Source organism: Nocardia sp. NPDC019323, assembly GCF_044389845.1.
GTDB classification, from domain to species: domain Bacteria; phylum Actinomycetota; class Actinomycetes; order Mycobacteriales; family Mycobacteriaceae; genus Nocardia; species Nocardia implantans.
Genome location: NZ_JBIRYN010000009.1, coordinates 18,188 through 43,457 on the forward strand (window position 1 = coordinate 18,188; position 25,270 = coordinate 43,457).

23 protein-coding genes are annotated in these 25,270 nt (G+C 70.7%); 15 read left to right on the plus strand and 8 right to left on the minus strand.

Features of this window, described 5'->3' with window-relative positions; translation table 11 throughout:
* The first annotated feature begins 124 nt into the window (after positions 1–124).
* Complete coding sequence (locus tag ACH49X_RS27470; RefSeq protein ID WP_357208625.1) at positions 125–526, plus strand: hypothetical protein; 402 nt, start codon at positions 125–127, stop codon at positions 524–526.
* Positions 527–529: 3 nt separating this feature from the next.
* Here the strand turns inward: ACH49X_RS27470 and ACH49X_RS27475 are convergent, their stop codons facing one another.
* Positions 530–1,147, minus strand: coding sequence for a methyltransferase domain-containing protein (locus ACH49X_RS27475; protein WP_357208622.1), 618 nt, complete (start codon positions 1,145–1,147; stop codon positions 530–532).
* 254 nt (positions 1,148–1,401) lie between these two features.
* On the opposite strand from ACH49X_RS27475, the gene treZ reads away from it, so the two are divergent.
* Both treZ and ACH49X_RS27485 read left to right on the plus strand, forming a co-directional pair.
* The gene (gene treZ, locus ACH49X_RS27480; RefSeq protein WP_357208619.1) at positions 1,402–3,141 is read left to right on the plus strand and encodes a malto-oligosyltrehalose trehalohydrolase; all 1,740 of its coding nucleotides are present in this window, start codon (positions 1,402–1,404) and stop codon (positions 3,139–3,141) included.
* A 113-nt stretch (positions 3,142–3,254) separates the two neighbouring features.
* The gene (locus ACH49X_RS27485) at positions 3,255–4,505 is read left to right on the plus strand and encodes a serine hydrolase domain-containing protein (RefSeq protein ID WP_357208617.1); all 1,251 of its coding nucleotides are present in this window, start codon (positions 3,255–3,257) and stop codon (positions 4,503–4,505) included.
* A gap of 15 nt (positions 4,506–4,520) precedes the next feature.
* On the opposite strand, the gene ilvA is transcribed toward ACH49X_RS27485, so the two are convergent.
* Entirely contained in the window at positions 4,521–5,876 is a 1,356-nt protein-coding gene (gene ilvA, locus ACH49X_RS27490; protein WP_195082675.1) for a threonine ammonia-lyase IlvA, read from the minus strand.
* Between the two features lie 75 nt (positions 5,877–5,951).
* The gene (locus ACH49X_RS27495) at positions 5,952–6,386 is read right to left on the minus strand and encodes a nitroreductase family deazaflavin-dependent oxidoreductase (RefSeq protein ID WP_195082676.1); all 435 of its coding nucleotides are present in this window, start codon (positions 6,384–6,386) and stop codon (positions 5,952–5,954) included.
* An 88-nt stretch (positions 6,387–6,474) separates the two neighbouring features.
* Between ACH49X_RS27495 and ACH49X_RS27500 the strand changes: the two genes are divergently transcribed.
* Complete coding sequence (locus tag ACH49X_RS27500) at positions 6,475–6,708, plus strand: hypothetical protein (RefSeq protein WP_195082677.1); 234 nt, start codon at positions 6,475–6,477, stop codon at positions 6,706–6,708.
* A gap of 93 nt (positions 6,709–6,801) precedes the next feature.
* Positions 6,802–8,097, plus strand: coding sequence for a DUF2235 domain-containing protein (locus ACH49X_RS27505; RefSeq protein ID WP_195082678.1), 1,296 nt, complete (start codon positions 6,802–6,804; stop codon positions 8,095–8,097).
* On the opposite strand, the gene treY is transcribed toward ACH49X_RS27505, so the two are convergent.
* The 3 genes from treY to ACH49X_RS27520 all read right to left on the minus strand — a co-directional run bounded on the left by treY (position 7,990) and on the right by ACH49X_RS27520 (position 13,734).
* On the minus strand, positions 7,990–10,398 hold the full coding sequence (gene treY / locus ACH49X_RS27510; RefSeq protein ID WP_357208645.1) for a malto-oligosyltrehalose synthase: 2,409 nt from the start codon (positions 10,396–10,398) through the stop codon (positions 7,990–7,992). The genes ACH49X_RS27505 and treY overlap by 108 nt on opposite strands.
* Positions 10,399–10,433: 35 nt before the next feature.
* Positions 10,434–12,554 carry a glycogen debranching protein GlgX gene (gene glgX / locus ACH49X_RS27515; protein WP_357109440.1) on the minus strand — a complete coding sequence of 707 codons (2,121 nt, stop codon included), beginning with the start codon at positions 12,552–12,554 and terminating at the stop codon, positions 10,434–10,436.
* Positions 12,555–12,798: 244 nt separating this feature from the next.
* Positions 12,799–13,734 carry a helix-turn-helix domain-containing GNAT family N-acetyltransferase gene (locus ACH49X_RS27520; protein WP_357208615.1) on the minus strand — a complete coding sequence of 312 codons (936 nt, stop codon included), beginning with the start codon at positions 13,732–13,734 and terminating at the stop codon, positions 12,799–12,801.
* 164 nt (positions 13,735–13,898) lie between these two features.
* On the opposite strand from ACH49X_RS27520, the gene ACH49X_RS27525 reads away from it, so the two are divergent.
* Positions 13,899–15,179, plus strand: a complete 1,281-nt coding sequence (locus ACH49X_RS27525; RefSeq protein ID WP_357208613.1) for an adenosylmethionine--8-amino-7-oxononanoate transaminase — start codon at positions 13,899–13,901, stop codon at positions 15,177–15,179.
* A gap of 4 nt (positions 15,180–15,183) precedes the next feature.
* Here ACH49X_RS27525 and ACH49X_RS27530 read toward each other — a convergent pair whose 3' ends face one another.
* Complete coding sequence (locus ACH49X_RS27530; protein WP_357208611.1) at positions 15,184–15,555, minus strand: cupin domain-containing protein; 372 nt, start codon at positions 15,553–15,555, stop codon at positions 15,184–15,186.
* A 61-nt stretch (positions 15,556–15,616) separates the two neighbouring features.
* Between ACH49X_RS27530 and ACH49X_RS27535 the strand changes: the two genes are divergently transcribed.
* Positions 15,617–16,099, plus strand: coding sequence for a MarR family winged helix-turn-helix transcriptional regulator (locus tag ACH49X_RS27535; protein WP_195082684.1), 483 nt, complete (start codon positions 15,617–15,619; stop codon positions 16,097–16,099).
* Here the strand turns inward: ACH49X_RS27535 and ACH49X_RS27540 are convergent.
* Entirely contained in the window at positions 16,086–16,406 is a 321-nt protein-coding gene (locus tag ACH49X_RS27540; protein ID WP_195082685.1) for a hypothetical protein, read from the minus strand. The genes ACH49X_RS27535 and ACH49X_RS27540 overlap by 14 nt on opposite strands.
* A 125-nt stretch (positions 16,407–16,531) precedes the next feature.
* On the opposite strand from ACH49X_RS27540, the gene ACH49X_RS27545 reads away from it, so the two are divergent.
* The 8 genes from ACH49X_RS27545 (at position 16,532) to ACH49X_RS27580 (ending at position 25,222) form a co-directional block, all read left to right on the plus strand.
* Entirely contained in the window at positions 16,532–17,680 is a 1,149-nt protein-coding gene (locus ACH49X_RS27545; RefSeq protein ID WP_195082686.1) for an 8-amino-7-oxononanoate synthase, read from the plus strand.
* On the plus strand, positions 17,677–18,351 hold the full coding sequence (gene bioD / locus ACH49X_RS27550; protein ID WP_195082687.1) for a dethiobiotin synthase: 675 nt from the start codon (positions 17,677–17,679) through the stop codon (positions 18,349–18,351). The genes ACH49X_RS27545 and bioD overlap by 4 nt, the downstream gene beginning before the upstream one ends.
* A gap of 227 nt (positions 18,352–18,578) precedes the next feature.
* Positions 18,579–19,742 (plus strand): alpha/beta fold hydrolase, encoded by a 1,164-nt coding sequence (locus tag ACH49X_RS27555; protein ID WP_195082688.1) that lies wholly within the window; start codon positions 18,579–18,581, stop codon positions 19,740–19,742.
* Between the two features lie 64 nt (positions 19,743–19,806).
* Positions 19,807–20,898, plus strand: coding sequence for an ABC transporter substrate-binding protein (locus ACH49X_RS27560; RefSeq protein WP_195082689.1), 1,092 nt, complete (start codon positions 19,807–19,809; stop codon positions 20,896–20,898).
* The gene (locus tag ACH49X_RS27565) at positions 20,898–21,761 is read left to right on the plus strand and encodes an ABC transporter permease (protein WP_195082690.1); all 864 of its coding nucleotides are present in this window, start codon (positions 20,898–20,900) and stop codon (positions 21,759–21,761) included. The genes ACH49X_RS27560 and ACH49X_RS27565 overlap by 1 nt, the downstream gene beginning before the upstream one ends.
* Positions 21,737–22,489: an ABC transporter ATP-binding protein gene (locus ACH49X_RS27570; protein WP_357109462.1), complete on the plus strand. Its 753-nt coding sequence runs from the start codon at positions 21,737–21,739 to the stop codon at positions 22,487–22,489. The genes ACH49X_RS27565 and ACH49X_RS27570 overlap by 25 nt, the downstream gene beginning before the upstream one ends.
* Entirely contained in the window at positions 22,486–23,835 is a 1,350-nt protein-coding gene (locus ACH49X_RS27575; RefSeq protein WP_195082692.1) for an LLM class flavin-dependent oxidoreductase, read from the plus strand. Before ACH49X_RS27570 ends, ACH49X_RS27575 begins: the two co-directional genes overlap by 4 nt.
* Positions 23,836–23,995: 160 nt before the next feature.
* On the plus strand, positions 23,996–25,222 hold the full coding sequence (locus ACH49X_RS27580) for an MFS transporter (protein WP_357208606.1): 1,227 nt from the start codon (positions 23,996–23,998) through the stop codon (positions 25,220–25,222).
* Positions 25,223–25,270 lie beyond the last annotated feature (48 nt).

The following is a 25,270-nucleotide window of genomic DNA, read 5'->3' on the forward strand; positions in this document are numbered from 1 at the left end:
AACAGATCGTTCCAATATGGTTGGCGGCTAGGGAGTGTCGCGGTCCAAGCGGCTGTTAAGCGTCCGATAGGCGGGATCGCGCAGAATTCCGTGCAAGTCGTCCACTCAGGAAACGAGGATCACCATGCAAGCCATCCTGCGCACCCTGCGCCTGCTCGTGCTCGGCGTGACGCTGTTCGTGCCCGCGTTCGCCGTCGCGACGGTCGGGGCGGGCGCGGCGAACGCGGGCTCGGTCTACGAGATCAAGTTCGCGCCCGGAAGCGATCGCACGTCGATCGACGGAGCGGTCGTCCGCGGCGACGCCGACACCTACGCGTTCGAGGCGCGGGCGGGGCAGACCTTGACTCTCGAGCTCACCTCGCTCGAGGACAACGCGCGGTTCTCCACCACCGGCCCCGACGGAAGCGTCTTGTGCCTGGAGGAGACCTTCAGCCGGATCACCCTGCCGCGGAGCGGCTACTACGCCATCTCGGTGGAGCCCAGCCGCGGCAACGCGACCTATACCTTGTCGGTGCGCATCGTCTGAGCCTCAGGGCGACACCGCGACGCCGAGCGTCTGGGCGACCAGGAAGCGGGGAGCGTGCTCCCCGTAGAACTGCTCGGCGTCGCGGATCTCGAAACCGGCGTCTGCCACCAGGCCGCGGATATCGCGGTTCAGGTGGCAGCCGCCGAACAGTCGTTTCTGGACCGGGTTCAGCCGGTTCTGCCAGGTCCGCACGTTCTCGTCCGGCGCGAGCCCGTGTTCGACGAAATGCAGGGTGCCGCCGGGGACGAGCACCCGGCGCATCTCGGCGAGCGCGGCGTCGATGTCGGGGATGGTGCACATCGTCCAAGTCGACAGCGCGCAGTCGAAGGAGTCGTCCGGGAAGGGCAGCGCCTGCCCGTCCAGCCCGGCCCGCTCGACCGGCACGGTGGCGGCGGCCAAGCGCTCGCCCGCCAGCCGCCAGCCCAGATCGGCGGGCTCGACCGCATGCACCTTCTCGACCCCCGCCGGGTAGAACGGCACGTTCAATCCCGAACCGAAACCGATCTCCACGACCCGCCCGTGCAGCCCGGCGCACGCCCGCTCACGCAGCGGCTTCAAGTCCCGCAGTCCGCAGGCCACGTTGACGATCCGGGGAACCACGTGCTCCGTATAGACGCCCACCCCTCCACTCTTGCAGGCATGACCCGTTCGGACCAGGGCGCACCGCCATTTGCCCAGTGGGTTCTGGCGGTCGCCCCTCGACCCTGGGCATACTGGCGCCGCGCGTGCCGTGGTCGCCGCGCGTGCCGCGCTGGTCGTACCCCGCCGCGGACCGAGTGAAGAGACTTGGCCCGTTGCCGTGAAGTCGGGACTGCTGCCCGCGAGGTCGGCGTCCGTATCCGGCGGAGCGGGCGTGCCCGTGGGATGCTGGCGCGGTGACTGTGTTCGAGGTGTGGGCGCCGCGGCCGGAGTCGGTGCGGCTGGATCTGGAGGGTGTCGTTCATTCGATGACGCGGTCGCCGCACGGGTGGTGGCGCGCCGACGTGCCCGCCGCGAACGGCGCCCGATACGGCTTTCTGCTCGACGACGACCCGACCGTGCTGCCCGATCCCCGCTCCCCGCGCCAGCCCGACGGTGTGCACGCCCGCTCGGCCCTGCACGCCCTCGATCCGGCGGGATGGACCGACGCGGCGTGGACCGGCAGGCCGCTGGCCGGGGCGGTCTACTACGAACTGCACATCGGGACCTTCACCCCGGAAGGCACCTTCGACGCGGCGATCGAACGGCTCGACCACCTGGTCGGGCTCGGCGTCACCGTGGTCGAAGTGATGCCGGTGAACGCCTTCGACGGCCCGCACAACTGGGGCTACGACGGCGTGCTCTGGTACGCGGTGCAGGAGAGCTACGGCGGCCCCGACGGTTTGCAGCGGTTCGTGAACGCCTGCCACGCCCGTGGGCTGGCGGTCTGCCTGGACGTCGTCTACAACCATCTCGGCCCGTCCGGCAACTACCTGCCGCGCTTCGCGCCCTACCTGACCGAGGGCCGCAACACCTGGGGGCAGAGCCTCAATCTGGACGGCCCGCAGTCCGATCACGTGCGCGGGTACATCATCGACAACGCGCTGCGCTGGCTGCGCGATTTCCACATCGACGCGCTGCGCTTGGACGCGGTGCACGCCCTGGTCGACCGCACGGCCACGCATCTGCTGACCGAACTCGCCGTCGCGACCGAGCGCTTGGCCGCCCACGTGCGCAGGCCGCTGACGCTCATCGCGGAGAGCGATCTCAACGATCCGACCCTGATCACCCCGCGCGCGGCCGGCGGCTACGGCCTGACCGGGCAGTGGAACGACGACCTGCACCACGCCGTGCACACCGCCGTCTCCGGCGAACGGCAGGGCTATTACGCCGACTTCGGCTCCCTGCGCTGCCTGGCCCACACCTTGAAGCACGGATACTTCCACGCCGCAACGTATTCCAGTTTCCGTGGCCGCACACACGGCCGCCCGATAGATCGCGGCCTGATTCCCGGCAGCGCCCTGCTGGCCTATACCTGCGATCACGACCAGATCGGCAACCGGGCGCTCGGTGACCGCCCGAGCGCCTACCTCACCGACGGCCAGCTCGCGATCAAAGCCGCCCTGGTGCTGTGCGGGCCGTTCACGCCGATGCTGTTCATGGGCGAGGAGTGGGGCGCGCGCACGCCGTTCCAGTTCTTCACCTCGCACACCGACCCGGATGTCGCCGCCGCCACCGCCTCCGGGCGCAAGAAGGAGTTCGCCGCGCACGGCTGGCCCGAGGGCGAGGTGCCGGACCCGCAGGATGTGAAGACGTTCCTGCGCTCCAAACTCGACTGGACCGAAGCCGACGAGCCGGGCCACGCGCGGCTGCTGTCCTGCTATCGCACCCTGCTCGCCCTGCGCCGCGACCGCGCCGAGCTCAGCGATCCCTGGCTGACCCATGTTTCGGTGGACTACGACGAGGCGGCGCGCTGGATCGTCGTGCACCGGGGCACCCTGGCCCTGGTGTGCAACCTCGGCGAGGACCAGGTGGGGGTGCCGGTCGCGGGCCTGCCGCTGCTGTCCTGGGAATCGCCGACGGTCGGGCCTTCCGCCACAATCGTTCCCGGCCACTCCTTCACCCTGCTGGACACCGCGCCGCCCGGCCCGCGCTGAGCCCGTGGAATCCCAGCTCGGAGCGGGCTTTCTGGCGGGTGGCGGGTAACGGGCGTACAACTGTCCGAGACAGGCGCTTTGCCGGAATCGTCCGATGCCATTACCGTGGAGAGATGAGCAACGTCGCTTCCGGGGACCTCGCGGTTCTTCCCCCGGGGATGGGTGGCAGCGCCGCCGCCGAATTCGCACCGTTCGTGCGCGCTTTCGCGCGGACGTTCGGCACTCGCCGGGGTGCGGGCGCGGCGTTCACGCTGCACCGGCACGGAGAACCGCTGGTGGACATCTGGGTCGGCTCCGGTGGCGACGTTCCGTGGACCAGGGACACCGGCACGATCATCTTCTCGGCCACCAAGGGGATCGCGGCCACCGTCGTGCATCGTCTCGCCGACCGCGGATTGCTCGACTATTCCGCCCCGGTCGCGGAGTACTGGCCGGAGTTCGCCGCCAACGGCAAGCACAAGATCACCATCCGCCACCTGCTGACCCACCGCGCCGGCCTGTCCGCGCTGGCCCCGATCGCCACCGGCGGCCTGTCCGACGTGCTCGACCACGAGCTCATGGAACAGCGCCTCGCCGCCGCGAAACCCGACCGGCTGCTCGGCGTTCCCACCTACCACGCGCTCACCTTCGGCTGGCTGGTCGGCGGCCTGACGCGCGCGATCACCGGCACCAGCTTGGGCGAGCTGATCCGCACCGAGGTCGCCGAACCGCTCGGCATCGAAGGACTGCATCTGGGCAAGCCGCCCGCCGGTTCGCCGATCACCTACGCCCCGCTGGCGGGCACCCAGCTGAGCATGCTCGGCAAACCGCTCGGCGCCGCGGTGATGGGCCGTAGCCACCGGATTCCCGGCGCGCTTGGCGCGGCCACCCGCTGCCTGTTCCTGCCCGGCCTCGAATCCATTCTGGAGGGCGTGAGCCCGCCGATCCTGGAGACCGAACTCGGCGCGGGCAACGGGGTAGCCACCGCGCCCGCGCTGGCCACGATGTACGGCGCGCTCGCGGGCGACGGCACCGTGGCCGACCGCAGGTACCTCGGCCGCCACACCATGAAGGCGCTGCGCCGCATCGAGACCTACCAGCCCGATCGCGCGCTGTTCTACCTGCCGATGATGTGGCGTCTGGGCTACCACTCGCTGCCGATGCCGGGCGCGCACGCCGGGTTCGGGCACATCGGCCTCGGCGGTTCCTTCGGCTGGGCCGAACCACGGCTCGGCCTTTCGGTCGGCTTCGTGCACAACCGCCTGTCCGCCGCGCAGCTCAGCTACGACCAGTCGGCGGCCTTCTGGCTGCTGCCGCTGATGCTGAACTGCCTGCGCGCTTCCCGGCGCCGGATACCGGCGGCGCAGACGCCCAAGGCCGCCTGACCGCCGGAGCCGGGCTCAAGTCAGGTAGCGGTAGGCCGGTGAGTCGGGCTCGAGGCGCTCGCACTGGATCGGGGAGTGGTGCATCCGCTCCAGCAGCGGCGCCAGCCCGTCGGGCGCGCCGAGTTCGATGCCGACCAGCGCGGCGCCGGTCTCCCGGTTGTTGCGCTTGACGTACTCGAACAGCGTGATGTCGTCTTCCGGGCCGAGCACCTCGTTGAGGAATCGGCGCAGCGCGCCGGGCTCCTGCGGGAAGTCCACCAGGAAGTAGTGCTTGAGCCCGCTGTGCACGAGCGAGCGTTCGATGATCTCGCCGTATCGGGACACGTCGTTGTTGCCGCCCGACACCAGGCACACCACCGTCGAACCCGGCTCCACGGTGATCTCCGCCAGCGCGGTCGTGGTGAGCGCGCCTGCGGGCTCGGCGATGATGCCCTCGTTCTGATACAGGTCGAGCATGGTCGTGCAGATCGCGCCCTCGTCGACCTGCATCATCTGGAAAGCGCCCGCGCCCCTGGGGGATTCGGTGACGGTCAGCAACGGCAGCGAGGCGTGCGAGACCACGCGCCCGCCGAACCCGGCCACCGCCGCGTAGGGCACCGCGCCCACCCGGCGCACCGCGGCGCCGTCCACGAACGGATCGATCTCCGGCAGGGTGACCGGGCCGCCCGCCACGAGGGCCGCGGTCATCGAGGCGGCGCCCGCGGGCTCCACGCCGAGGATGGCGGTGCGCGGCGAGCGCGCGCGCAGGTAGGTGCCGATGCCGGCCAGGCAGCCGCCGCCGCCCACGGGCACGATCACCAGATCGGGCGTGGTCGGCAGCTGCTCCAGGATCTCCGCCGCGATGGTGCCCTGACCGGCGGCGGTGCGGGTGTCGTCGAACGGCGGCACCATGGTCGCGCCGGTGCGCTCCACGTCAGCCGTCGCGGCCGCGGCGGCGGCGTCGTAGGTCTCGCCGACCGCGATCAGCTCGACGAATTCCCCGCCGTGCACGCGGATGCGATCGCGCTTCTGCTTCGGCGTCGTGGTCGGCACGTAGATGCGGCCCTTGATCCCCATCGCCTGGCAGGCGAACGCGACGCCCTGCGCGTGGTTGCCCGCGCTGGCCGCGACCACGCCCGCGGCGCGTTCCGCCTCGGTCAGCTGCACCACCAGGTTGTAGGCGCCGCGCAGTTTGTAGGAGCGGACCGCGCTGAGATCTTCGCGTTTCAGATAGACGTTCGCCCCGGTCAGCTTGGACAGCCGCTCGCTGCGCTGCAGGGGCGTCGGATCGATGACGTCGGCAATTCGCTTGGCGGCAGCATCGATCTCGTCCGCGGTGAGCGCGGGGCGAGAAACGGTCAGTGCGTCGAGGACATCAAGCGGATCGGACACCCCGAATATGCTGCCACCCGCCGCGGCGGCGAGCTGCGGCGGGTGGCGGTGACACGCGGGCTACCTGCGCGGAAGCTACCTGGGCGTGAGCACGAAGACGGGGATCTGGCGATCGGTCTTGGTCTGGTAGTTCGCGTAATCCGGCCACACCTCGACCGCGCGCTCCCACCATCGCGCCTTCTCCTCGCCGAAGACCTCGCGCGCGGTGTAGTCCTTGACGACCGGGCCGTCACGCAGCTCGACGTGCGGTTCGGCCTTGATGTTGTGGTACCAGACGGGATGCTTGGGCGCGCCGCCCAGCGACGCCACCACGGCGTACTCGCCGTCGTGCTCCACCCGCATCAGTGGCGTCTTGCGCAGCTTGCCGCTCTTCGCGCCTTTCGTGGTGAGCAGGATGATCGGCACACCTTGCAGGGTGTTGCCCTCGGTGCCGCCGGAGTTCTCGTACTTCTCGGCCTGCTCGCGGGCCCAGTCGGAGGTACTCGGTTCGTATTCACCTGTCAGTGGCATGTCTGCGGCAACACCGCGGCGACTACGTGTGTTCCCGGCGACAGAAAGTTCGCTGGCCCGAACTTCCGATTCCGACTACCCTGAGGAGATGGCGGTCGTTCACTCCTCGGCACGCGGCGCCACCATCGACATCGCGGGCAGCGCGTGGCCGGTATACAAGCTCGACGCACTGGTCGTCGGCCTGGCGACCTGCCTCGTCTTGGCCCTGATCACCGGATCGCTGCAGATCGCGGTGCTCGCCGCGGCGGCGCTCGGCGCGGCGCGGTGGCTGATCGGCATGGCCGCCGCGGGTAGCGGCGAGCGGCCCGGCGGCACTCCATAGCCCACCCGCATTAACGGTTCCCCTCCCCACGCGATGAATTCGAGTAGTCGAGTACGCGGGTTTCGGTGGGATGCCGGCGGGAGGATCAACCTTATGAAACGACTCGTGGTGTGTTGTGACGGCACGTGGAAGGCCGAGTCGAGCAGCACGGTTTCCAACATTGTCAAGATCGCCCAGACGATCCGCTTCGACGCGCAGGGACCGGCGGGGGAGACGATCCAGCAGTGGGTCACCTACGTCTCCGGGCCGGGCGCGCGCGGGTTCCTCAGCGATCGCCTGATGGGCGGCGCCTTCGGCCTCGGGCTCGAGGCGAACCTGTCGTCCGCCTACTGGCACTTGGCCCTGAACTGGGAGAAGGGCGACGAGATCTACATCTTCGGGTTCAGTCGCGGCGCCTTCACCGCGCGCAGCCTGGCCGGTCTGATCAGCCGTATCGGGATCATGACCCCCGAAGCGATGATCGAAGGCAAGTACCCGGAGGCGCTGCGCATCTACCGGCAGCGACCGCCGGCGCCGACCCCGGAGAACCCCGATCCGGACGAGCCCGAGCAGTGGCGGGAATTCCGCCGCAAGTACTGCCGCAGAGCGAAGATCGATTTCCTCGGCGTGTTCGACACCGTCGGCGCGCTCGGCGTCCCCGGCATCACCTCGTTGCGGCACCGCTTCCACGACGTCAAGCTCTCCCGGCACGTGCACTGCGCGCGCCAGGCGCTGGCCATCGACGAGCGGCGGCGCAACTTCGAACCGTCCGTGTGGGAGGTGCCGGTCGAACCGACGGTGAAGTACCGGCGCGGCTTCGAGCGGGTCAAGCAGGTCTGGTTCCCCGGCGTGCACAGCGACATCGGCGGCGGCTATGCCGAATGCGGCCTGTCCGACATGACGCTGCAGTGGATGGTCGGCGAGGCGGAGTCGGTCGGGCTGGCCTTCGACCGCGACCGGCTGGCCGCGCTGTCGAAACGCTGCGACCACACCGACGGCGACCACATGCGGCTGCACGATTCCCTGAAGATCGGTTACCGCATCCTGAATGTGCTTCGCACACTGCGCAATCCGCGCAGCCCCCGGTTCCACTGGGATTCCTGGCGCCGGATGTCCATACCCACCGATCAGGGGGTGCGACTGGCGGCAAGCGCTCAGGACGCGCTGGACTACCATCCCCCGAACCTGCGACGCTGGCGCGAAGAACTGGGCGGCGCGATTCCGGAGAAGACCTTCGAGCAGGTCCGCGGGGTGTTCTCGAAGCAGCTCGAGCATGTTCCCCCCGCGCCTGCGCGGGAGGCGTCAGCGCACCAGGAGCGCGACGGGGAGTCTGGCGAACATCTTCTCCAGCCTGGCCCGGCCCTGGAAGGTGTGGCCGGTCAGCCGGTCGGTCCAGCTGCCCGCGGGTAAGTCGAGGAACGTGTCGCCCCACCCGGTCTCGGCCAGACCGACGCTGTGGCGGGTGACGGCGACGATGACCTCGGGGGCTTCGCCGGCCCGGCCACGGGCGTAGGAGACCACTTTGGACGCGTGGTCGCCGGTGGCGAACAGCGGCCGGTAGGCGCCGCCGACGAAGCACTCGGGACGTTCCCGGCGCAACCACAGCGCGTAGGCGACGATCCACATCTTCGCCGCGCCGGTGGTGTCCAGCGCGGGCGTGCCGGTGAGCGATTGCAGCATGCCGGCGCGGGCGGCGAAGTCCACCGGCCTGCGGTTGTCCGGGTCGACGAGGGAGTCCTCCCACAGCTCGCAGCCCTGGTAGACGTCCGGGATGCCGGGCCCGCACAGTTGCAGGAGCTTCTGCGACAACGCGTCCGACCAGGCGTGCGGAGCCAGCTCGTGCACCAGGTCGCCGAGTTCGGAGCCCACCGGTCCGTCGATCACCGCGTCCAGCCAGGCGTGCACCGCGGCCTCGAACTCGGCGTCCGGTTCCTCCCAGGAGGTCTTGGTGTTCGCCTCCCGCGCCGCCTTCTCGGCGAAGGTGTGCAGGCGTTCGCGCAGGCCGGGCACCGACGCGGCCGGTCGCCCGTCGGCGGGCCAGACCCCGAACATGTTCTGCAGCAGGAACAGCGCCGTCGCCCCGTCCGGGGCGGGGGTGGTCTCCAGCCAGGAGTCGACGTTGCGCGCCCAGGTCTCCGCGGCCTGCGACAGCACGCCGATGCGGGCGCGCACGTCCTCGCCGCGCTTGGTGTCGTGCGTGGACAGCGTCGTCAGCGTCGCGGGCCACAGCTGCGCGCGCTGGCTCATGGACAGGTGGAACTCGTTGAGCGAGTGACCGAACCGTGCCGGGTTGCCGCCGACCTCCTGCAACGACACCAGCCGGGCGGCCTGGTAGAACATGGTGTCCTCGACCGCCTTCGCGGTCACCGCGCCGCAGACCTGGCTGAAGCGCACCGCCGCGGCGCCGTCGGCGGCCAGCGCGGCGACCAGGACCGCCAGCGGCGCGGTGAGCTCGCTGTTGCGCTTCTCCACCTCGGCGATCACCGCGCCCGTCATCCCGGCCAGCGGCGCGTAGTCGGCCCGGTAGACCGGCATGAACGCCAGCACCTCGATGGTGGCGTTGGTCAGCGCCATGGTGTCGAAGCTCTCGGCGTTCGCGTCCTGTTTGATCGCGGCCACCAGCCGCCGGACCTCCGGCGTCAGAATGGTCTCCGCGACCGCGCGCTTGATCCGGTGCTCGGTCTCGCCGATCCAGGCCCGGTCGCTGCCGTGCCCGGCGACCCGGCGGGACAGTTCGGTGAGCGCGTGCTCGCCGCGCGGATCGATCAGCACGCCGCCGAAGTCGGCCAGCGCCTCGTAGCCGGTGGTGCCGTCGATCGGCAGCGTCGCGTCCAGCGGCTCGCGGTTGGCCAGGATCTTCTCCACCAGCAGCAGCCGGTGCGGGCCGATCAGCCTGCGCAGCCGGGTGAGATAACCGGCGGGATCGGCCAGACCGTCCGGATGGTCGACCCGCACGCCGTCGATCAGGTCGTGCTCACACCACGCGGCGAGCTCGCGATGGGTGAGCTCGAAGACCTCGGGATCCTCCTGCCGGATCGCGGCCAGGCTGCTGACCGCGAAGAAGCGCCGGTAGGTACACAACCCGGCCTTCCAGCTCACCAGCCGGTAGTGCTGTTTGTCGTGGATGCGCAAGGCGTTGTCGCCGTCGGTGCCCGGCGCGATGGGGAAACGCAGATCGTGCAGCGCGAGCATCGGTTCGGCGCCGGAGCGGTCGACGGTCAAGGCGGCCGGGTCGTTCTCGCTCTGCAGGACCGGCAGCGCCAACCGGCCGCCCGCGCCGTTGCCGGGGCTCCAGTCGATGTCGAAATACGACGCGAACCGCGACTCCTGGCCGTTGCGCAGCACGTCCCACCACCACGCGTTCTGCCGGGGATCGGCGACGCCGACGTGGTTGGGCACCAGATCCACGATCAGGCCCATGCCGCGGCTGCGCACCTCGTCGGCGAGGGCTTTGAGCCCCGTCGGCCCGCCGAGGGCGGCGGAGACCGTGGTCGGATCGGTGACGTCGTAGCCGTGCGTCGAGCCGTGCGCCGCGGTCATGATCGGCGAGAGGTACAGGTGCGAGATGCCCAGCTGCTGGAGGTATTCCGCGATGGCGCGGGCCTCGGCGAAGGTGAGCGCGTCCGGGCGCAGCTGCAGCCGGTAGGCGCTGCGGATCGTGGTCTGGCGGGCGGGCCTGCGTCGCAGGGACACCGGGTCGGTCACGTGCATCTCGGTGGGATCGGGTGCGTTCATCGGCATTCGGGTCAGGCGGCCTGGCGGAGGACGAGGAGACAGCGGGCTTCGACGGTGACGGTCGCGCCACCGGGGTATCCGGCGTCGGCCAGGCCGGTCGGCGTCGAGCAATCCAGTGCCACCGCCCATTCCGCGCCGTCGCCGGTGCTCGGTAGCACGAAGTCGATAGCCGCGTCGTGGGCGTTGAAACACAGCAGGAACGAGTCGTCGGAGATCCGCTCGCCGCGCGGGCCCGGCTCGGGGATCGCCTCGCCGTTGAGGTAGACCGCCAGCGACTTGCCGAAGCCGCTGTCCCAGTCCGCCTCGGTCATCTCCTCGCCGGAGGGGGTGAGCCAGGCGATGTCGCGGGCGTTGTCGGGCGAACGGACCGGCCCGCCCGCGAAGAAGCGGCGGCGCCGGAAGACCGGGTGCTCGGTGCGCAGCGCGACCACCGCGCGGGTGAATTCGAGCAGATCGGCGTTCTTCTCCCGCAGCGACCAGTCCATCCACGCCAGCGGCGAGTCCTGGCAGTAGACGTTGTTGTTGCCGTGCTGGGTGCGGCCCATCTCGTCGCCGTGCGCGAGCATCGGCACGCCCTGGCTGAGCATCAGCGTGGCCAGCAGGTTGCGGCTCTGCCGGTCGCGCAGGGCGAGCACCTCCGGGTCGTCGGTCGGGCCTTCGACGCCGCAGTTCCACGACCGGTTCCAGCTCTCGCCGTCGCGGTTGTCCTCGCCGTTGGCCTCGTTGTGCTTCTCGTTGTAGGACACCAGATCCCGCAGCGTGAACCCGTCGTGCGCGGTGACGAAGTTGATGCTGGCGCTGGGCCTGCGGCCGGTGGCCTCGTACAGGTCCGACGAGCCGGTGAGCCGGGAGGCGAACTCGCCGAGCGTCGCCGGTTCGCCGCGCCAGTAGTCGCGCACGGTGTCGCGGTACTTGCCGTTCCACTCCGTCCACAAACTGGGGAAATTGCCCACCTGGTAGCCGCCCTCGCCCACGTCCCACGGCTCGGCGATGAGCTTGACCTGACTCACCACCGGGTCCTGCTGCACCAGGTCGAAGAACGTCGAGAGCCGGTCCACGTCGTGCAGTTCCCGCGCCAGCGTCGCGGCCAGGTCGAAGCGGAAGCCGTCGACGTGCATCTCCAGGATCCAGTAGCGCAGCGAGTCCATGATCAGCTGCAAGGTGTGCGGATGGCGCACGTTGAGACTGTTGCCGGTGCCCGTGTAATCCATGTAGTGCGAGGGGTCGTCGTCGACCAAGCGGTAGTAGGCGGCGTTGTCGATGCCGCGGAAACCGATGGTCGGGCCGCGGTGGTTGCCCTCGGCGGTGTGGTTGTAGACCACGTCGAGGATCACCTCGATGCCCTCGGCGTGCAGCGCGCGCACCATCGCCTTGAACTCGGTGACCGCCGAGCCCGCGCGGTCCATCGTCGCGTATTCGTTGTGCGGGGCGAGGTAGCCGAAGCTGTTGTAGCCCCAGTAGTTGCGCAGTCCCTGGTCCAGCAGCACGCGGTCGTGCAGGAACTGGTGCACCGGCATCAGTTCGATCGCGGTGACGCCCAGGCCCTTCAGGTGGTCGATGATCGCCGGGTGCGCGATGCCGGAATAGGTGCCGCGCAACTCCTCGGGCACTTCCGGATGCGTCATCGTCATGCCTTTGACGTGCGCCTCGTAGATCACCGTCTCGTGGTAGGGCCGGTTCGGCGCGCGGTCGGCGCCCCAATCGAAGTACGGGTTGATCACCACGCCGGTCATGGTGTGGCCGAGCGAGTCGAGCCCGTGGGTGTAGAGCGAGGGGTGATCGTCGAAATCGCCGTCGAAAGCCTTGCCGTAGGGATCGAGCAGCAACTTGCTCGGGTCGCAGCGCAACCCGCGATCGGGGTCGTACGGGCCGTGCACCCGGAATCCGTAGCGCTGACCCGGATCGATTCCGGGCAGGTAGGCATGCCAGACGTAGCCGTCGACCTCGTCGAGCGCGATGCGCGTCTCGGCGCCGTCCCCGTCGATCAGGCAGAGTTCGACCGCGTCGGCAACCTCGGAGAACACCGAGAAATTGGTGCCAGCGCCGTCGTAGGTGGCCCCGAGGGGGTAGGCGGTGCCGGGCCAGACACCCAGGGGTGCCGCGTCACCGGGCGCTGCGTCGGGCTGAGCCATGGCAACGACAGTAGCGCCAGCCGGGCTCCGCGCACTGCGGGTGGTTGTGGATGCGTAGGTCGGGCGAGGTCGGAGGCCCTTCTTCGGTCGGCGGCGGCAGTAGCCGAGGAATGCCACGACGCGCGAGACCGCCGGGTGCGTTCCGGCAGGCATACCCGCCGGGCAACCGTCCTGCAGTCCCGCAGCCGGGCGAGAGGACAGGGTTCGACGCGGAGGACGCACCACCCCGGCGGCCTCGTGCGCGTCAGTTCGCGGACGTGAGCGACCGCCGCCAGGTCTGGCCGACGAGGTCGTGGCCCCAGCTGTGGTGCGGTTGCTGCTCGACGAGTTCGAATCCGGCGCGCTGGTAGACGCGGCGCGCGGCGGTGAGCACGTCGTTGGTCCACAGCACGATCTCTCGGTACCCGGCCTCGGTCGCGAAGCGCAGGCACTCATCCACCAGCGCCGAACCGACGCCGAGGCCGCGGGCGGTCGGCTCGACCAAGAGCAATCGCAGCCGCGCGGTGGTCTCGTCCTCGCGAACGCAGAAGACGCTGCCCACCGGGCGGCCATCGGCTTCCGCGATCCAGGCGCGCTCGCGCCGCTCGTCACGTGAAGCCAAGTAGTCGGCCACGATCCGCACGATCAATTCCTCGTAGGTCGCGTCCCAGCCGTATTCGTTCGCGTAGAGCTCCGCGTGACGCTGGATCACCCAGCCGTAATCGCCGGAACGCGGGGGCCGCAGCGAAAAGGCGGGCGCGTCGGCGGGCCGGTCCAGGATCTGCTGGATGGTCCGCATCGCCGTGATCAGGCGCGCTCGGGCCGCTTGCGGCTGCGCGCCGAGCAGCGCGCCGACCTCGTCGCTGGAGCGCCGATCGAGCGTCGCGAAGACCTCACGGCCCCGGTCGGTCAGCCGGACCTCCTGGCGGCGGCCGTCGCGGCCCGAACGGTTGCGCCGCACCAGGCCGGACCGCTCGAACCGGGCGAGGATGCGGCTGAGGTAGCCCGCGTCGAGGTCGAGGGCGTGCCGTAGCGCCACCACTTCGGTCGTGTCGGAGGCGGCCAGTTCGAACAGGATCCGCGCCTCGGTGAGCGAGTAGCGGCTGTCGTGCAGTCCTTCTCCCAGCACACCGATCACGCGGGTGTAGTGGCGGTTGAATGCGCGGACGGCGGCGATGTCGGCGGGTGCGGCAGCGGTCACGGCGGCTCCAATCTTTGACTCCGTCAAAGAATATTGCGCGGCGGCGTCGCTGGGTGGGGAAACGGCCGAACTCGGCCCACTGTTGCGGGCGCGCCCAGCTCGGGTGCTAACTTGAACGACGTTCAGGACGCCCCGGGGACCGGGGCCGTGATGCGAGGATTCCCGTGGCACTGACCCCCGACGAGATCACCGCCCTCGACGCCGAGCACGTCTGGCATCCTTACGGCGGCTTCCCCGCGACGACCGAACCGCTGGTGGTGGCCGCCGCGGCGGGAACCAGGCTGACGCTGGCCGACGGGCGCGAGCTGGTCGACGGCATGAGTTCCTGGTGGGCCGCCATCCACGGCTACCGGCACCCGGCCCTGGACGCCGCGCTGGTGGAGCAGGCGCGGCGGATGAGTCACGTGATGTTCGGCGGGCTCACCCACGAGCCCGCGGCCCGGCTGGCCGAACTGCTGGTGGAATCGACGCCGGACGGGCTGGACAAGGTGTTCCTGTGCGACTCCGGCTCGGTGTCGGTCGAGGTCGCCGTGAAGATGTGCCTGCAGTATTGGCGTTCACTCGGCAAACCGCAGAAGCGGCGGCTGCTCACTTGGCGCGGCGGGTATCACGGCGACACCTTCACCCCGATGAGCGTGTGCGACCCGGAGGGCGGCATGCACTCGTTGTGGACCGACATCCTGGCGAACCAGCTGTTCGCGCCGGTGCCGCCGCGCGAGTACCACCCGGAGTACGTGGCGGAACTGGAGCGCATGATCGCCGAGCACGCGGGCGAACTGGCGGCGGTCATCGTGGAGCCGGTGGTCCAGGGAGCGGGCGGGATGCGCTGGCATCATCCCGGCTACCTCGCCGATCTGCGCAGACTGTGCGACGAGCACGGCGTGCTGCTGGTCTTCGACGAGATCGCGACCGGATTCGGCCGCACCGGAACCCTGTTCGCGGCCGACCAGGCCGGTGTCTGCCCGGATGTGATGTGCGTGGGCAAGGCGCTGACCGGCGGCTACCTCACCCTCGCCGCCGCGCTGTGCACCACGCGGATCGCCGAGACGATCAGCGCGGCGCACGGCGGGCTCATGCACGGGCCGACGTTCATGGGCAACCCGCTGGCCTGCGCGGTCGCCGTCGCGTCGATCGAGTTGCTGCGCTCGCGCGACTGGCGCGGCGAGGTGACCCGGATCGAGGCGGAACTCACGGCGGGGCTGGCCCCGGTGCGCGAGCTGCCGGGCGTGGTGCAGGCGCGCGTGCTCGGTGCGATCGGCGTGATCGAGCTGGACCGCCCGGTCGACATGCGCGCCGCGACCGACGCCGCGGTGGCGGCCGGAGTGTGGTTGCGTCCGTTCCGCAACCTCGTCTACACGATGCCGCCGTTCGTCAGCACGTCCGGCGACATCGCCACGATCACCGCCGGGATGCGCGCCGCGGTCGCCGCGCAGCTCGGGCGCTGACCGGTCAGGCGATCCACGGCGGGACGATGGTGGCCTCGGTGTCCGGTGTTCCGGCCCGAGCCCCCGCCGGCGCGGTGACGATGGCGGTGAAGCCGTCGCCGGTGCGCACCTGCCGCAGCGCGTTCGGCGGGAGAATCACCGTATCGCCTTCCGCCGCGGTGAGTTCCGTGCCGTCGAGCGCGACGTCGAGCCGTCCGGCGAGGACGGTCCAGATCTGCTCGGCGTCGATGAAGTGCAACGGTCCCGCGGTGTTCGCGGGCACCTCGACCCGCCACAGCGCGAGCCCGGAGCCGCCCTGGGTGGGCGAGGCGAGCGTGGTCATGACGCCGCTGGCGGTTTCGGTGCGGCGGGTGTCGGAGTGCCGGATGACGGTCATCGGGGTACCACCTCTAGAATAGACAACATGGTTGTCTATATAGTCAACGAGGTTGTCCATCATGTCAAGTGACCGGGGCGGCTACGAGTTGCCGCTGCGCATGCTGCTCGGCTTCCGCTCGGCGATCGACGAGGTGCACGCGGATCTGGCCGGGCACGGTCATCCCGAATTGCGGCCGATGCACGGCTTCGTCTTCCAGGCGATCGGGCGCGCGGGCGGGCCGCACGGCTGCACCGCCGCCGACCTCGGGCGCGCGCTCGGCGTCTCGAAACAGGCCGCGGGCAAGCACATCGAGGCGCTGGAGCGGCTGGGCTACCTACGCCGCGGGCACGATCCGTCCGACGCGCGGCGCAAGGTCTACACGCTCACCGAACGCGCCGAAGACGTGCTCATCCGATCGGCGCGAACGTTCGACCGGATCCGCGATCGCTGGTCGGAGCTGCTCGGCGCGGACCGGCTGGCCGCATTCGAGCGCGACCTGCGCTTGCTGACGCCCGGCGAGGTGTTCCGGCTCGATACGCCGAATTGGTTCACCGGTCCGTGAGCCGGTCGGGCGCGTGGTCGGCGATCTCCGGGCGATCGCTGTCGGACACCATCTCCCATACCCGGAAGATGCAGTGATAGTCGTCCGACCAGCCGCGCACCATCAGCAGGTAGGTGTCGCCGTCGCGGAGCACGATGCGGCGACCGCGCAGTTTGGGATGCTCCGGAGTGTAGGTGGGCAGCACACCGGCCAGCTTCGCCAGTGCCTGTGCGCGCGTGCCGACCACTTCGGTGAGAATTCGGGGTGACCAGCGCTTGTGATCGCCCGAACCCGTTGTTTCCTCGACGACTATCGCCCACCGCGGCATCCGGCCGTAATCCTCCCCGGTGCAGCTTGTCACCGCGGGCCGGTGACACCACCAACGATGGCTCAACCGTACCAGCGGACCTCGGGGCGGGTGTCCTGAACGGTGTTCAAGTATGCTGCCCAGCTGTGAGTACCGATCCGTTGAGCTGGTTGGACGAACGCGCTTCCGCACGGGTGGCCGCGGGACTGCGCCGTGAGCTGCGCCCGCGCGCCCCGCGAACGCCGTCGATCGATCTCGCCTCCAACGACTATCTCGGCCTGGTCCGCCACCCCGAGGTGACCGAGGGCGCGATCGAGGCGGTGCGCCGCTGGGGTGCGGGATCGACCGGGTCACGGCTGGTCACCGGCACCACCACCGAGCACGAACTGCTGGAGACCGAGCTGGCCGAATTCGTCGGCGCGGAAGCGGGACTGGTGTTCGCCTCCGGATACGCGGCCAACCTCGGCGCGGTGACCGCGCTGGCCGGGCGCGGCTCGCTGGTGGTCTCCGACGCGGGCAGCCACGCGTCGCTGGTGGACGCGTGCAGGCTCTCCCGCGCCCGGGTGGAGATCGCGCCGCATCGCGACGTCGCCGCCGTGGACCGGCTGCTGTCGGAGCGGACCGAGGACCGTGCGCTGGTGCTCACCGATTCGGTGTTCAGCGCCGACGGCGATCTCGCGCCGCTGACCGAGCTGCATCGCGTGACCAGGGCCAACGGTGCGGTGCTGGTGGTGGACGAGGCGCACGGCATCGGCGTGCGCGGCGCGGGCGGGCGCGGATTGGTGCACGAGACGGGCCTGGCCGGGGCGCCGGACCTGGTGATCACCGCGACGCTGTCGAAATCCCTCGCGGCACAAGGCGGTGTGGTGCTGAGCAGCGCGCGGGTGCGCGCCCACCTGATCGACGCCGCGCGCACGTTCATCTTCGACACCGGTCTCGCGCCCGCCGCCGTCGGCGCCGCGCGGGCCGCGCTGCGGGTGCTGCGCGCGCAGCCGGAGCTGGCCGAACGGGTGCTGGCTCGCGCCGCGGACATCGCCGCCATCGCCGGTGTGCCCGCGCCGCCTTCGGCGGTGGTGTCGGTCGTGCTCGGCCCGGCGCAGGTGGCTTTCGACGCCGCGCAGGCGTGCCGGGCGCGCGGGCTGGACGTGGGCTGCTTCCGTCCGCCGACGGTGCCGGAGGGCACGTCGCGACTGCGCTTGACCGCGCGGGCGAATCTCTCCCCGGCCGAACTGGATGTCATCGCGAGGGTGCTCGGCGAGGTGCTGGCGCAGGCGCGAGAGGCGGTACCGGCATGACCGTGCTGCTCGTCACCGGCACCTCCACCGATGTCGGCAAGACCGTCGTCACCGCGGCCGTCGCCGCCGCGGCGATGGCCAACGGCCGTTCGGTGGCGGTGTGCAAGCCGGGCCAGACCGGTGTGGCGGCCGGTGAACCCGGCGATCTCGCGGAGATCCAGCGGTTGTCCGGCGTCACCCGCACCCTCGAACTCGCCCGCTACCCCGACCCGCTCGCGCCCGACACCGCCGCCCGCCGCGCCGGGCTGCCGGAACTGACGCTGGCCGAGACCGCCGCCGCCGTCGACTCTTTGACCGGCGCCGACCTCGTTCTGGTCGAGGGCGCGGGTGGACTGCTCGTGCGCCTGGGCGATTTCACGTTGCTCGACCTCGCCCAGAAACTCGGCGCACCCGTCCTGCTGGTCACCGCCGCCGGGCTGGGGACGCTCAACCACACCGAACTGACCACCCGCACACTGCACGCGGCGGGCGTGCGGTGCGCGGGCCTGGTGATCGGTTCCTGGCCCGCCGAACCCGATCTCGCCGCCGAGTGCAACCGCACCGACCTGCCGCGCGTCACCGGCGTCGACCTGGTGGGCTCGGTGCCGCAAGGCGCAGGCGGCTGGGAGCGCGCGCGATTCACCGCCGCCGCCCCCGGCTGGTTCGAGCCCGCCTGGTCACCTTTCCGCTGACCGGCCGCGTTCGCGAAGAGCTCCGAACGGCGGTGGCTCCAACACGATGCCCAGGGCGGCACTGATATCCAGGCGGTGCACGCGGGGTGCCCAGCGGAATGGTGCCAGAGGACAACGAAATCGGCCGCCGGACCGCCCCCGGGGAACTCGCGGCCATGGCCGCGGCGGCACGCTGAGCGATAGCGGGCTCGTGGCGACCATCCGCACCCGTGCCTACAGTGGGATGGATGTCGCCGATGGACGAGAGGCACCCGTCCACCGTCTCCGACTGGGACGACGCGCGACGCCGAGCCCGGCTGCGGGACACGAGCCCGGGGCACGGGTGGAAGACGTTGCGCCGCACCAGGGTGACGCTGCTCCGGGTGGCCGCGCTGCTGCTGGCCGGGCTGGTGGTGTTCGCGCAGTACTGGAAGTACGACGTCGCGCCGGAACAAGCGCGACTGGCGCGCACCGAGCCCGCCATCCTGCCCGTCGCCCCGCCGGTGGACCCGCAGAACTGGGACACCGTCGTGGTGGACCTGGTCGGGCTCGGCGGGCTCGACGCCGGCGACACCGCCGCCGCGCTGCCCGCTCTGCGCAGGATGGGCATGGTGTGGGCGATCCGCTACGACAACCAAGGTATCGACACCAAGGTCATCGCCGATCTCGTGGTGCGCGCCGCCGAACTCTCGGGTCTGCGCAACATCGTGCTGGTCGGCCACAGCATGGGTGGCGTGATCGCGCTCGAGGTCGCCGAGCACATCCACCGCGACAGCGACCGCAGACTGGTCGGGGTGATCCTGGACTGCACGCCGGTCGACCTGAACGCGGTGCGCCCGGAGAGCCGCGGGCGCGGTGAGGACATGCTGCGCTGGATGGGCTGGCTGCCCGGCGCGCGGGAAAGCCGCATGCTCCGGCTGGCCGTGGAGACCTACGCCCGCCGGGACCGTTTCGTCGACCGGGGCCACGGGCTGCCCGGCGTCCGGCTCGGCGAGCTGGGCGAGGTGCTGGCGGAAGTGATGCGGGAGAAGATCGTCTCGCGCGACGCGGCGAGCAACGGCCTGATCGAGTCCCAGTTCACCGCCATTGTGGCCGGTGGCGCGACGGACGACTTGCGCACCCTGGCCCAGCCGGTGGCGGACAAGCCGCGGCCCGCGATCGTCTTCATCCGGCCCCGCGACGCGAACGCCGACCGCGTGGTCGATGTCGAGTACTCCCACCGGGTGCTGATCGAGCAGTCCGGCGGAGTGGACGGCACACTGCTGGTGGTGCTGGCGCGCAACACCGGGCACGCCAATCCCATGCAGCGGCCCCGGGAGTACAACACGGTGATCGAACAGCAGATCCTGCCGTTCGTGCAGCGTTATCAGCAGCAGGTCCGGTCGGCGACGGTGGCCGCGCCGCCGCGCTGAGGGGTTCGAACCAGGCTGAGACAAACCGTTCTCGCGCCGGTTTCGTCTTGTTGTAATTCGCGTTATGTTCCGACCAAGTACGTTCCGGTCCGGCCGCCGCGGCCGCGCGACCGCCGCATTGCTCGCCGTTGCGACCGTTGCGACCCTCGGACTCACCGGCTGCGCGAAGGACGACGAGCCGGTCGGTCCCACCGCCGACGGGCCATTGCCGACCGAGGTTCCCGCCGGAACCACCCTCGTGGTCGCCGATCAGTCCGAGCGCCTGCAATCCGTGCTTCGCCTGTCCGGCGAGCTGGACAAACTGCCGTTCAAGGTGGAGTTCGCCAACTTCGTCGGCGGTCCCGCGATCCTGGAGGCGTTCCGCGCGGGCGCCGCCGACGTAGCGCAGGTCGGCGACGTCCCGCCGATCCACGCGTTGGTGGCCGGGCAGGACGTTCCGATCATCGCGTCCTACCAGACCAGCACCACCGCCTTGAAGCTGGCGGTGGCGCCGGGCAAGCCGGTGTCGAAGCTGTCGGATCTGAAGGGCAAGAAGATCGCCTACGCCGAGGGCACCGCCCAGCAGGCCGCCGTGCTGCGCGCCATCGACAAGGCCGGGCTCACCACCTCCGACGTGCAGTTGATCCGGCTGCAGCTGGCCGAGTTCCCCGATGCCGTGCGCACCGGCCAGGTCGACGTCGCGCCGCTGATCGAGCCGAACGTCACCCGGTTCCTGCGCACGCCGGGCGCCTCGCTGGTCCCGGATTCGGAGACCGCAGGCATCTACGGCGGTCTGGCCTACCTGTACGCGCGCCGGGCCGTCGTGCGCGACCCGGCGAAGGCCGCCGCCAGCCGTGCGCTGGTCGGCGCGTTCGTCCGCGCCTACCAGTGGGCCAACACCCACCCGGAGGACTGGGCGCGCCGCTACTACGTGGACAACCAGAAGGTGAGCGCCGACGACGCCAAGCGCATCGTGGAATCCCTGGGCGCCTACGTCTTCCCGCACTTGGACCAGCAGCTCGTCGACCGGCAGCAGGCCACCATCGACGCCATCGCCGAGGCGGGCGAACTGCCCGAGAAGGTGCAGGCGGCCAACGGCTTCGACCTGCGCTTCGACGCCGCGGTGACGCAGGCGGTCACCGAGAGCGGCGCGTCGTTCGAGCCGAAGGCCCGCTGATGGCGACCGTCGACGCCGCGGTGCTGCGCCGCTTCGGTCGCGGCCGCTCCGCGACGGAACCGGTGCCGGCGAAGCGCAAGCCGACCCGGCCGCGCCTCGGACCAGGCCGTCCCATACCGTTCGGCATCGCGGTGGGACCGCTGTTGCTGATCGCCGCATGGGTGGCCGGATCGGCCACCGGCACACTGGATCCCGAGACGCTGCCCGCGCCGTGGACGGTCGCCGAGACCGCCGGTGACCTGCTGGCCGACGGTCGTCTGCAGAGCAATCTGCTGACCTCGGTGCAACGCGCCGCGATCGGGCTCGGCCTTGGTGTCGCGATCGGCCTGGTGCTGGCGTTGCTGGCCGGGCTGAGCCGGATCGGTGAAGCGCTGGTGGACGGGCCGATCCAGATCAAGCGCGCCATTCCGACGCTCGCGCTGATCCCGCTGTTCATCGTGTGGTTCGGCATCGGCGAGGAGATGAAGCTGGTGGTGATCACCACCAGCGTGGCGATCCCGATCTACTTGAACACGCACGCGCATCTGCGCAGCGTCGACGCCAGGTACGTGGAACTCGCCCAGACCGTCGGTCTGTCGCGGTGGGGATTCATCCGCCGGATCGCGCTGCCGGGATCGCTGCCCGGTTTCTTCACCGGCCTGCGGCTGGCCGTCACCATCTCGTGGCTGGCGCTGGTCGTGGTGGAGCAGGTCAACGCCACCAGCGGCATCGGATACCTGATGACCCAGGCCCGCACCTACGGCCAGATCGACATCATCGTGGTCGGCCTGGTGATCTACGGCCTGCTCGGCCTGTTCGGCGACCTGCTGGTGCGCGCCGTGGAAAGGAGGGCGCTGTCATGGCGGCAGACACTCGGGGACTGAACGTGGTCCGTGTCCGGCGGCTGCGCCGTGGCTTCGGCGACCGGGTCGTGCTGCGCGATCTCGACATCGACATCGCCCGCGGCGAGTTCGTCGCGTTGCTCGGCCGCAGCGGGTCGGGCAAGAGCACGCTGCTGCGCGCGCTGGCGGAATTGGATTACGACGTTCCGGGTTCGGGCGAGTTGAGCGTGCCCACCGAGCGCTCCGTGGTGTTCCAGGACTCGCGGTTGCTGCCCTGGGTGCGGGTGCTCGACAACGTGACCCTCGGCCTCGGCGGTCCGGACGCGGCCGGTCGCGGCCGCGCGGCGCTGGCCGAGGTCGGGCTCGCGGGCCGAGAGCAGGCCTGGCCCAAGGAGCTGTCCGGCGGCGAGCAGCAGCGCGTCGCGCTGGCGCGTTCGCTGGTGCGCGAACCCGAATTGCTGCTGGCGGACGAACCGTTCGGCGCGCTGGACGCGCTGACCCGGATCAAGATGCACGCACTGCTGCAGGACCTGTGCGCCAAGCACCGGCCCGCCGTGCTGCTGGTCACCCACGACGTGGACGAGGCGGTGCTGCTGGCCGACCGCGTCCTGGTGCTCGACGAAGGGCGCATCGCGGTGGACCAGCGCATCGACCTGGAACGTCCGCGCGGCCACGGTGATCCCGCCTTCCTGCGGCACCGCTCCCTGCTGCTGGCCAGCCTGGGCGTCGACATCGCCGACGCGCCCACCGACGAGAAGAAAGCCTCATGAACGCACCGCGCCAACTCAGCCTCAACGCCTTCATCTATCCCTCCGGCCACCACGAGGCGGCCTGGCGGCATCCGTGGAGCAGCCCCGACCGAATCTACGACGTCGCCTACTACCAGGAGATCGGACGCACCGCCGAGGCGGCGAAACTGGACGCGGTGTTCTTCGCCGACGGACCCGCCCTGCGCACCGACGTCGAGCACAACGCGGCCTCCGGTCTGGAGCCGATCACCCTGCTCACCGCGATCGCCACGGCGACAACGCATCTCGGCCTCATCGCCACCGCGTCGACCACGTATTACGAGCCCTACAACCTGGCCAGGCTGTTCTCCACGCTGGACCACATCTCCGGCGGCCGGGCGGGCTGGAACATCGTCACCACCGGCACCGATCTCGCCGCGGCCAACTTCGGTCTGGACAAGCATCCCGTCCACGCCGAACGGTACGCCCGCGCACGGGAATTCGTCGACGCCGTGGTCGCGTTGTGGGACAGCTGGGAGGACGACGCCATCGTCCTGGACCGGGCCTCCGGCGTGTACGCCGACCCGGAGAAGATCCACCGGATCGACTTCGCGGGCGAACACCTGCGGGTACGTGGTCCGTTCACCGCGCCGCGCACCCCGCAGGGCCACCCGGTGCTGGTGCAGGCGGGCGCGTCGAACGACGGGCGCGCGTTCGCGGGCAAGTACGCGGAGGCGATCTTCACCGCGCACCAAAGGCTCAGCGACGCCCAGGCGTTCTACGCCGACATCAAGCAGCGGGCCCGCGGCTTCGGGCGCGACCCAGAGCACGTCAAGATCCTGCCCGGGATCAGCCCGTTCATCGCCGACACCGAGGCGGCGGCGAAGAAGTTGGAGCAGGAGTTCAACGAGCTCACCGTGCCGGAATACGGCCTGGCGCAACTCGAGGGCATCGTCGGGATCAGCCTGCGGCACCTGCCGCTGGACGAGCCGATCCCGGTCGAATTGTTCGACGCGGCGGGCGATGTCACCGACAACGGGCGGAGCCGGTTGCAGGTCGTGGCCGGCATCGTGCAGCGGGAACGGCCGACCGTGCGCGGCCTGCTGCACCGCCTCGCCGGTGCGCGCGGCCACCGGGTGTTCGCCGGGACGCCCGAGCAGGTCGCCGACACCATCGAGGAATGGTTCCGCAACGGCGCCGCCGACGGGTTCAACGTGATGCCCCCGTACTACCCGGGCGGACTGGAGATCTTCGCCGAGACGGTCGTGCCGATCCTGCAGGAGCGCGGCCTGTTCCGCACCGAGTACAGCGGCACCACCCTGCGCGACCACTTCGGCCTGCCCCGCCCCGACAGCCGCTTCGCCCGGCAGCCCGCGCTGGCCCGGTGAGCGGCGGCGACGGAAGCGACTGTCCGCCCGGGCGCAGGGCTGTCCGCCGCAGGACGGCACCGGTGCGAGCGAAATCGGCGCGCGATCTCGCCTCGGGCAGCGTCTTCGGGCTGCCGGTGATCGAGGTGAGCGCGGCGTCGTGGCGTCGAGCGGTGGCGCGATGAGCGAGCGGTCCGCCGTGGCGGGCGAAGTCGTCGGCGCGGTGCGGTTGCGGTCGCTGACCTGGACGGTGTTCGTGCCGATGGTGGTGTACGGCATCGGGTCCGGCGCGGCCGCGCCGATGTACGCGCTGCGCGCGCTCGATCTGGGGGCGTCGGCCGGGCTGGCCGGCGTCGTCGTCGCGCTGTCCGGACTGGGCATGGTGCTCACCGATCTGCCCGCCGGGCGGGTGGTCGCCAGGATCGGCGAACGCGGCGCGCTGGCGCTCGGCTCGGTGCTCGGGGCGCTCGGCGTGCTCGCGGCGATCGTCGCGCCGAATGTCGGCGTGCTCGCGCTGGGCATGCTGCTGGGCGGCGCGGCAAGCGCGGTGTGGGGCCTGGCTCGCCAGTCCTATCTGGTGGCCGTGATACCCACGAACGACCTCGGGCGCGCGATGTCGACGCTGGCCGGTTCCATGCGGCTGGGGTTCTTCTGCGGCCCGTTCCTCGGTGCGGCCGTGGTGCATTCGCTCGGTCCCAACGGCGCGCTGTGGTTGCAGCTGGCGACCACGGTGGTGTCCGGCGCGGCCATGGCGGCGATCCGATCGCCCGAGGCAGCGGGCGGAGCGGGCACCGGGCACGCGCTGACGGCGATCGTGGTCGAGCACCGCAGGACACTCGGCACGCTCGGGCTGGCCGCGCTGCTGGTCGGCGCCGCGCGGGCGGCGCGGCTGGCGCTGCTGCCGTTGTGGGCCGCGCACATCGGAGTGAGCGCCTCGACGACCAGTCTGATCTTCGGCGTGGCGGGCGCGATGGACGTGCTGATGTCCTATCCCGCGGGGGTGTGGCTGGATCGCTACGGCAGGCGGGCGACCGGTGTGCCGTCGATGGTCCTGTTCGCCGCCGGTTTCGGCGTGTTGCCGTTCACCTCCTCGGTGTTCGGTCTCGGGTGCGCCGCCGTGCTGCTCGGGCTGGCCAACGGGATGAGCAACGGGCTGATCATGACGGTCGGCGCGGACGTCGCGCCCGACGGGCAGCGCGCGGAGTTCCTCGGCGCTTGGCGGCTCACCCACGACATCGGCATGTTCGCCGGGCCGGTGGCGGTCGGCGCGATCAGCGCCGTCACGGTGCTGGGCGGAGCGGCCGTCGCGCTCGCGCTCACCGCCGCGGCGGGCGCCTACACCATGCACCGCTGGTTTCCCGAGGTGGTCGTGCCGCCGGCACGGCAGCCGTCCGCCGAGACCGGGTAGCCGCTCGGCCCTCGCCGCCACTGCGCGGGATAAGGGAATTTCCACTGG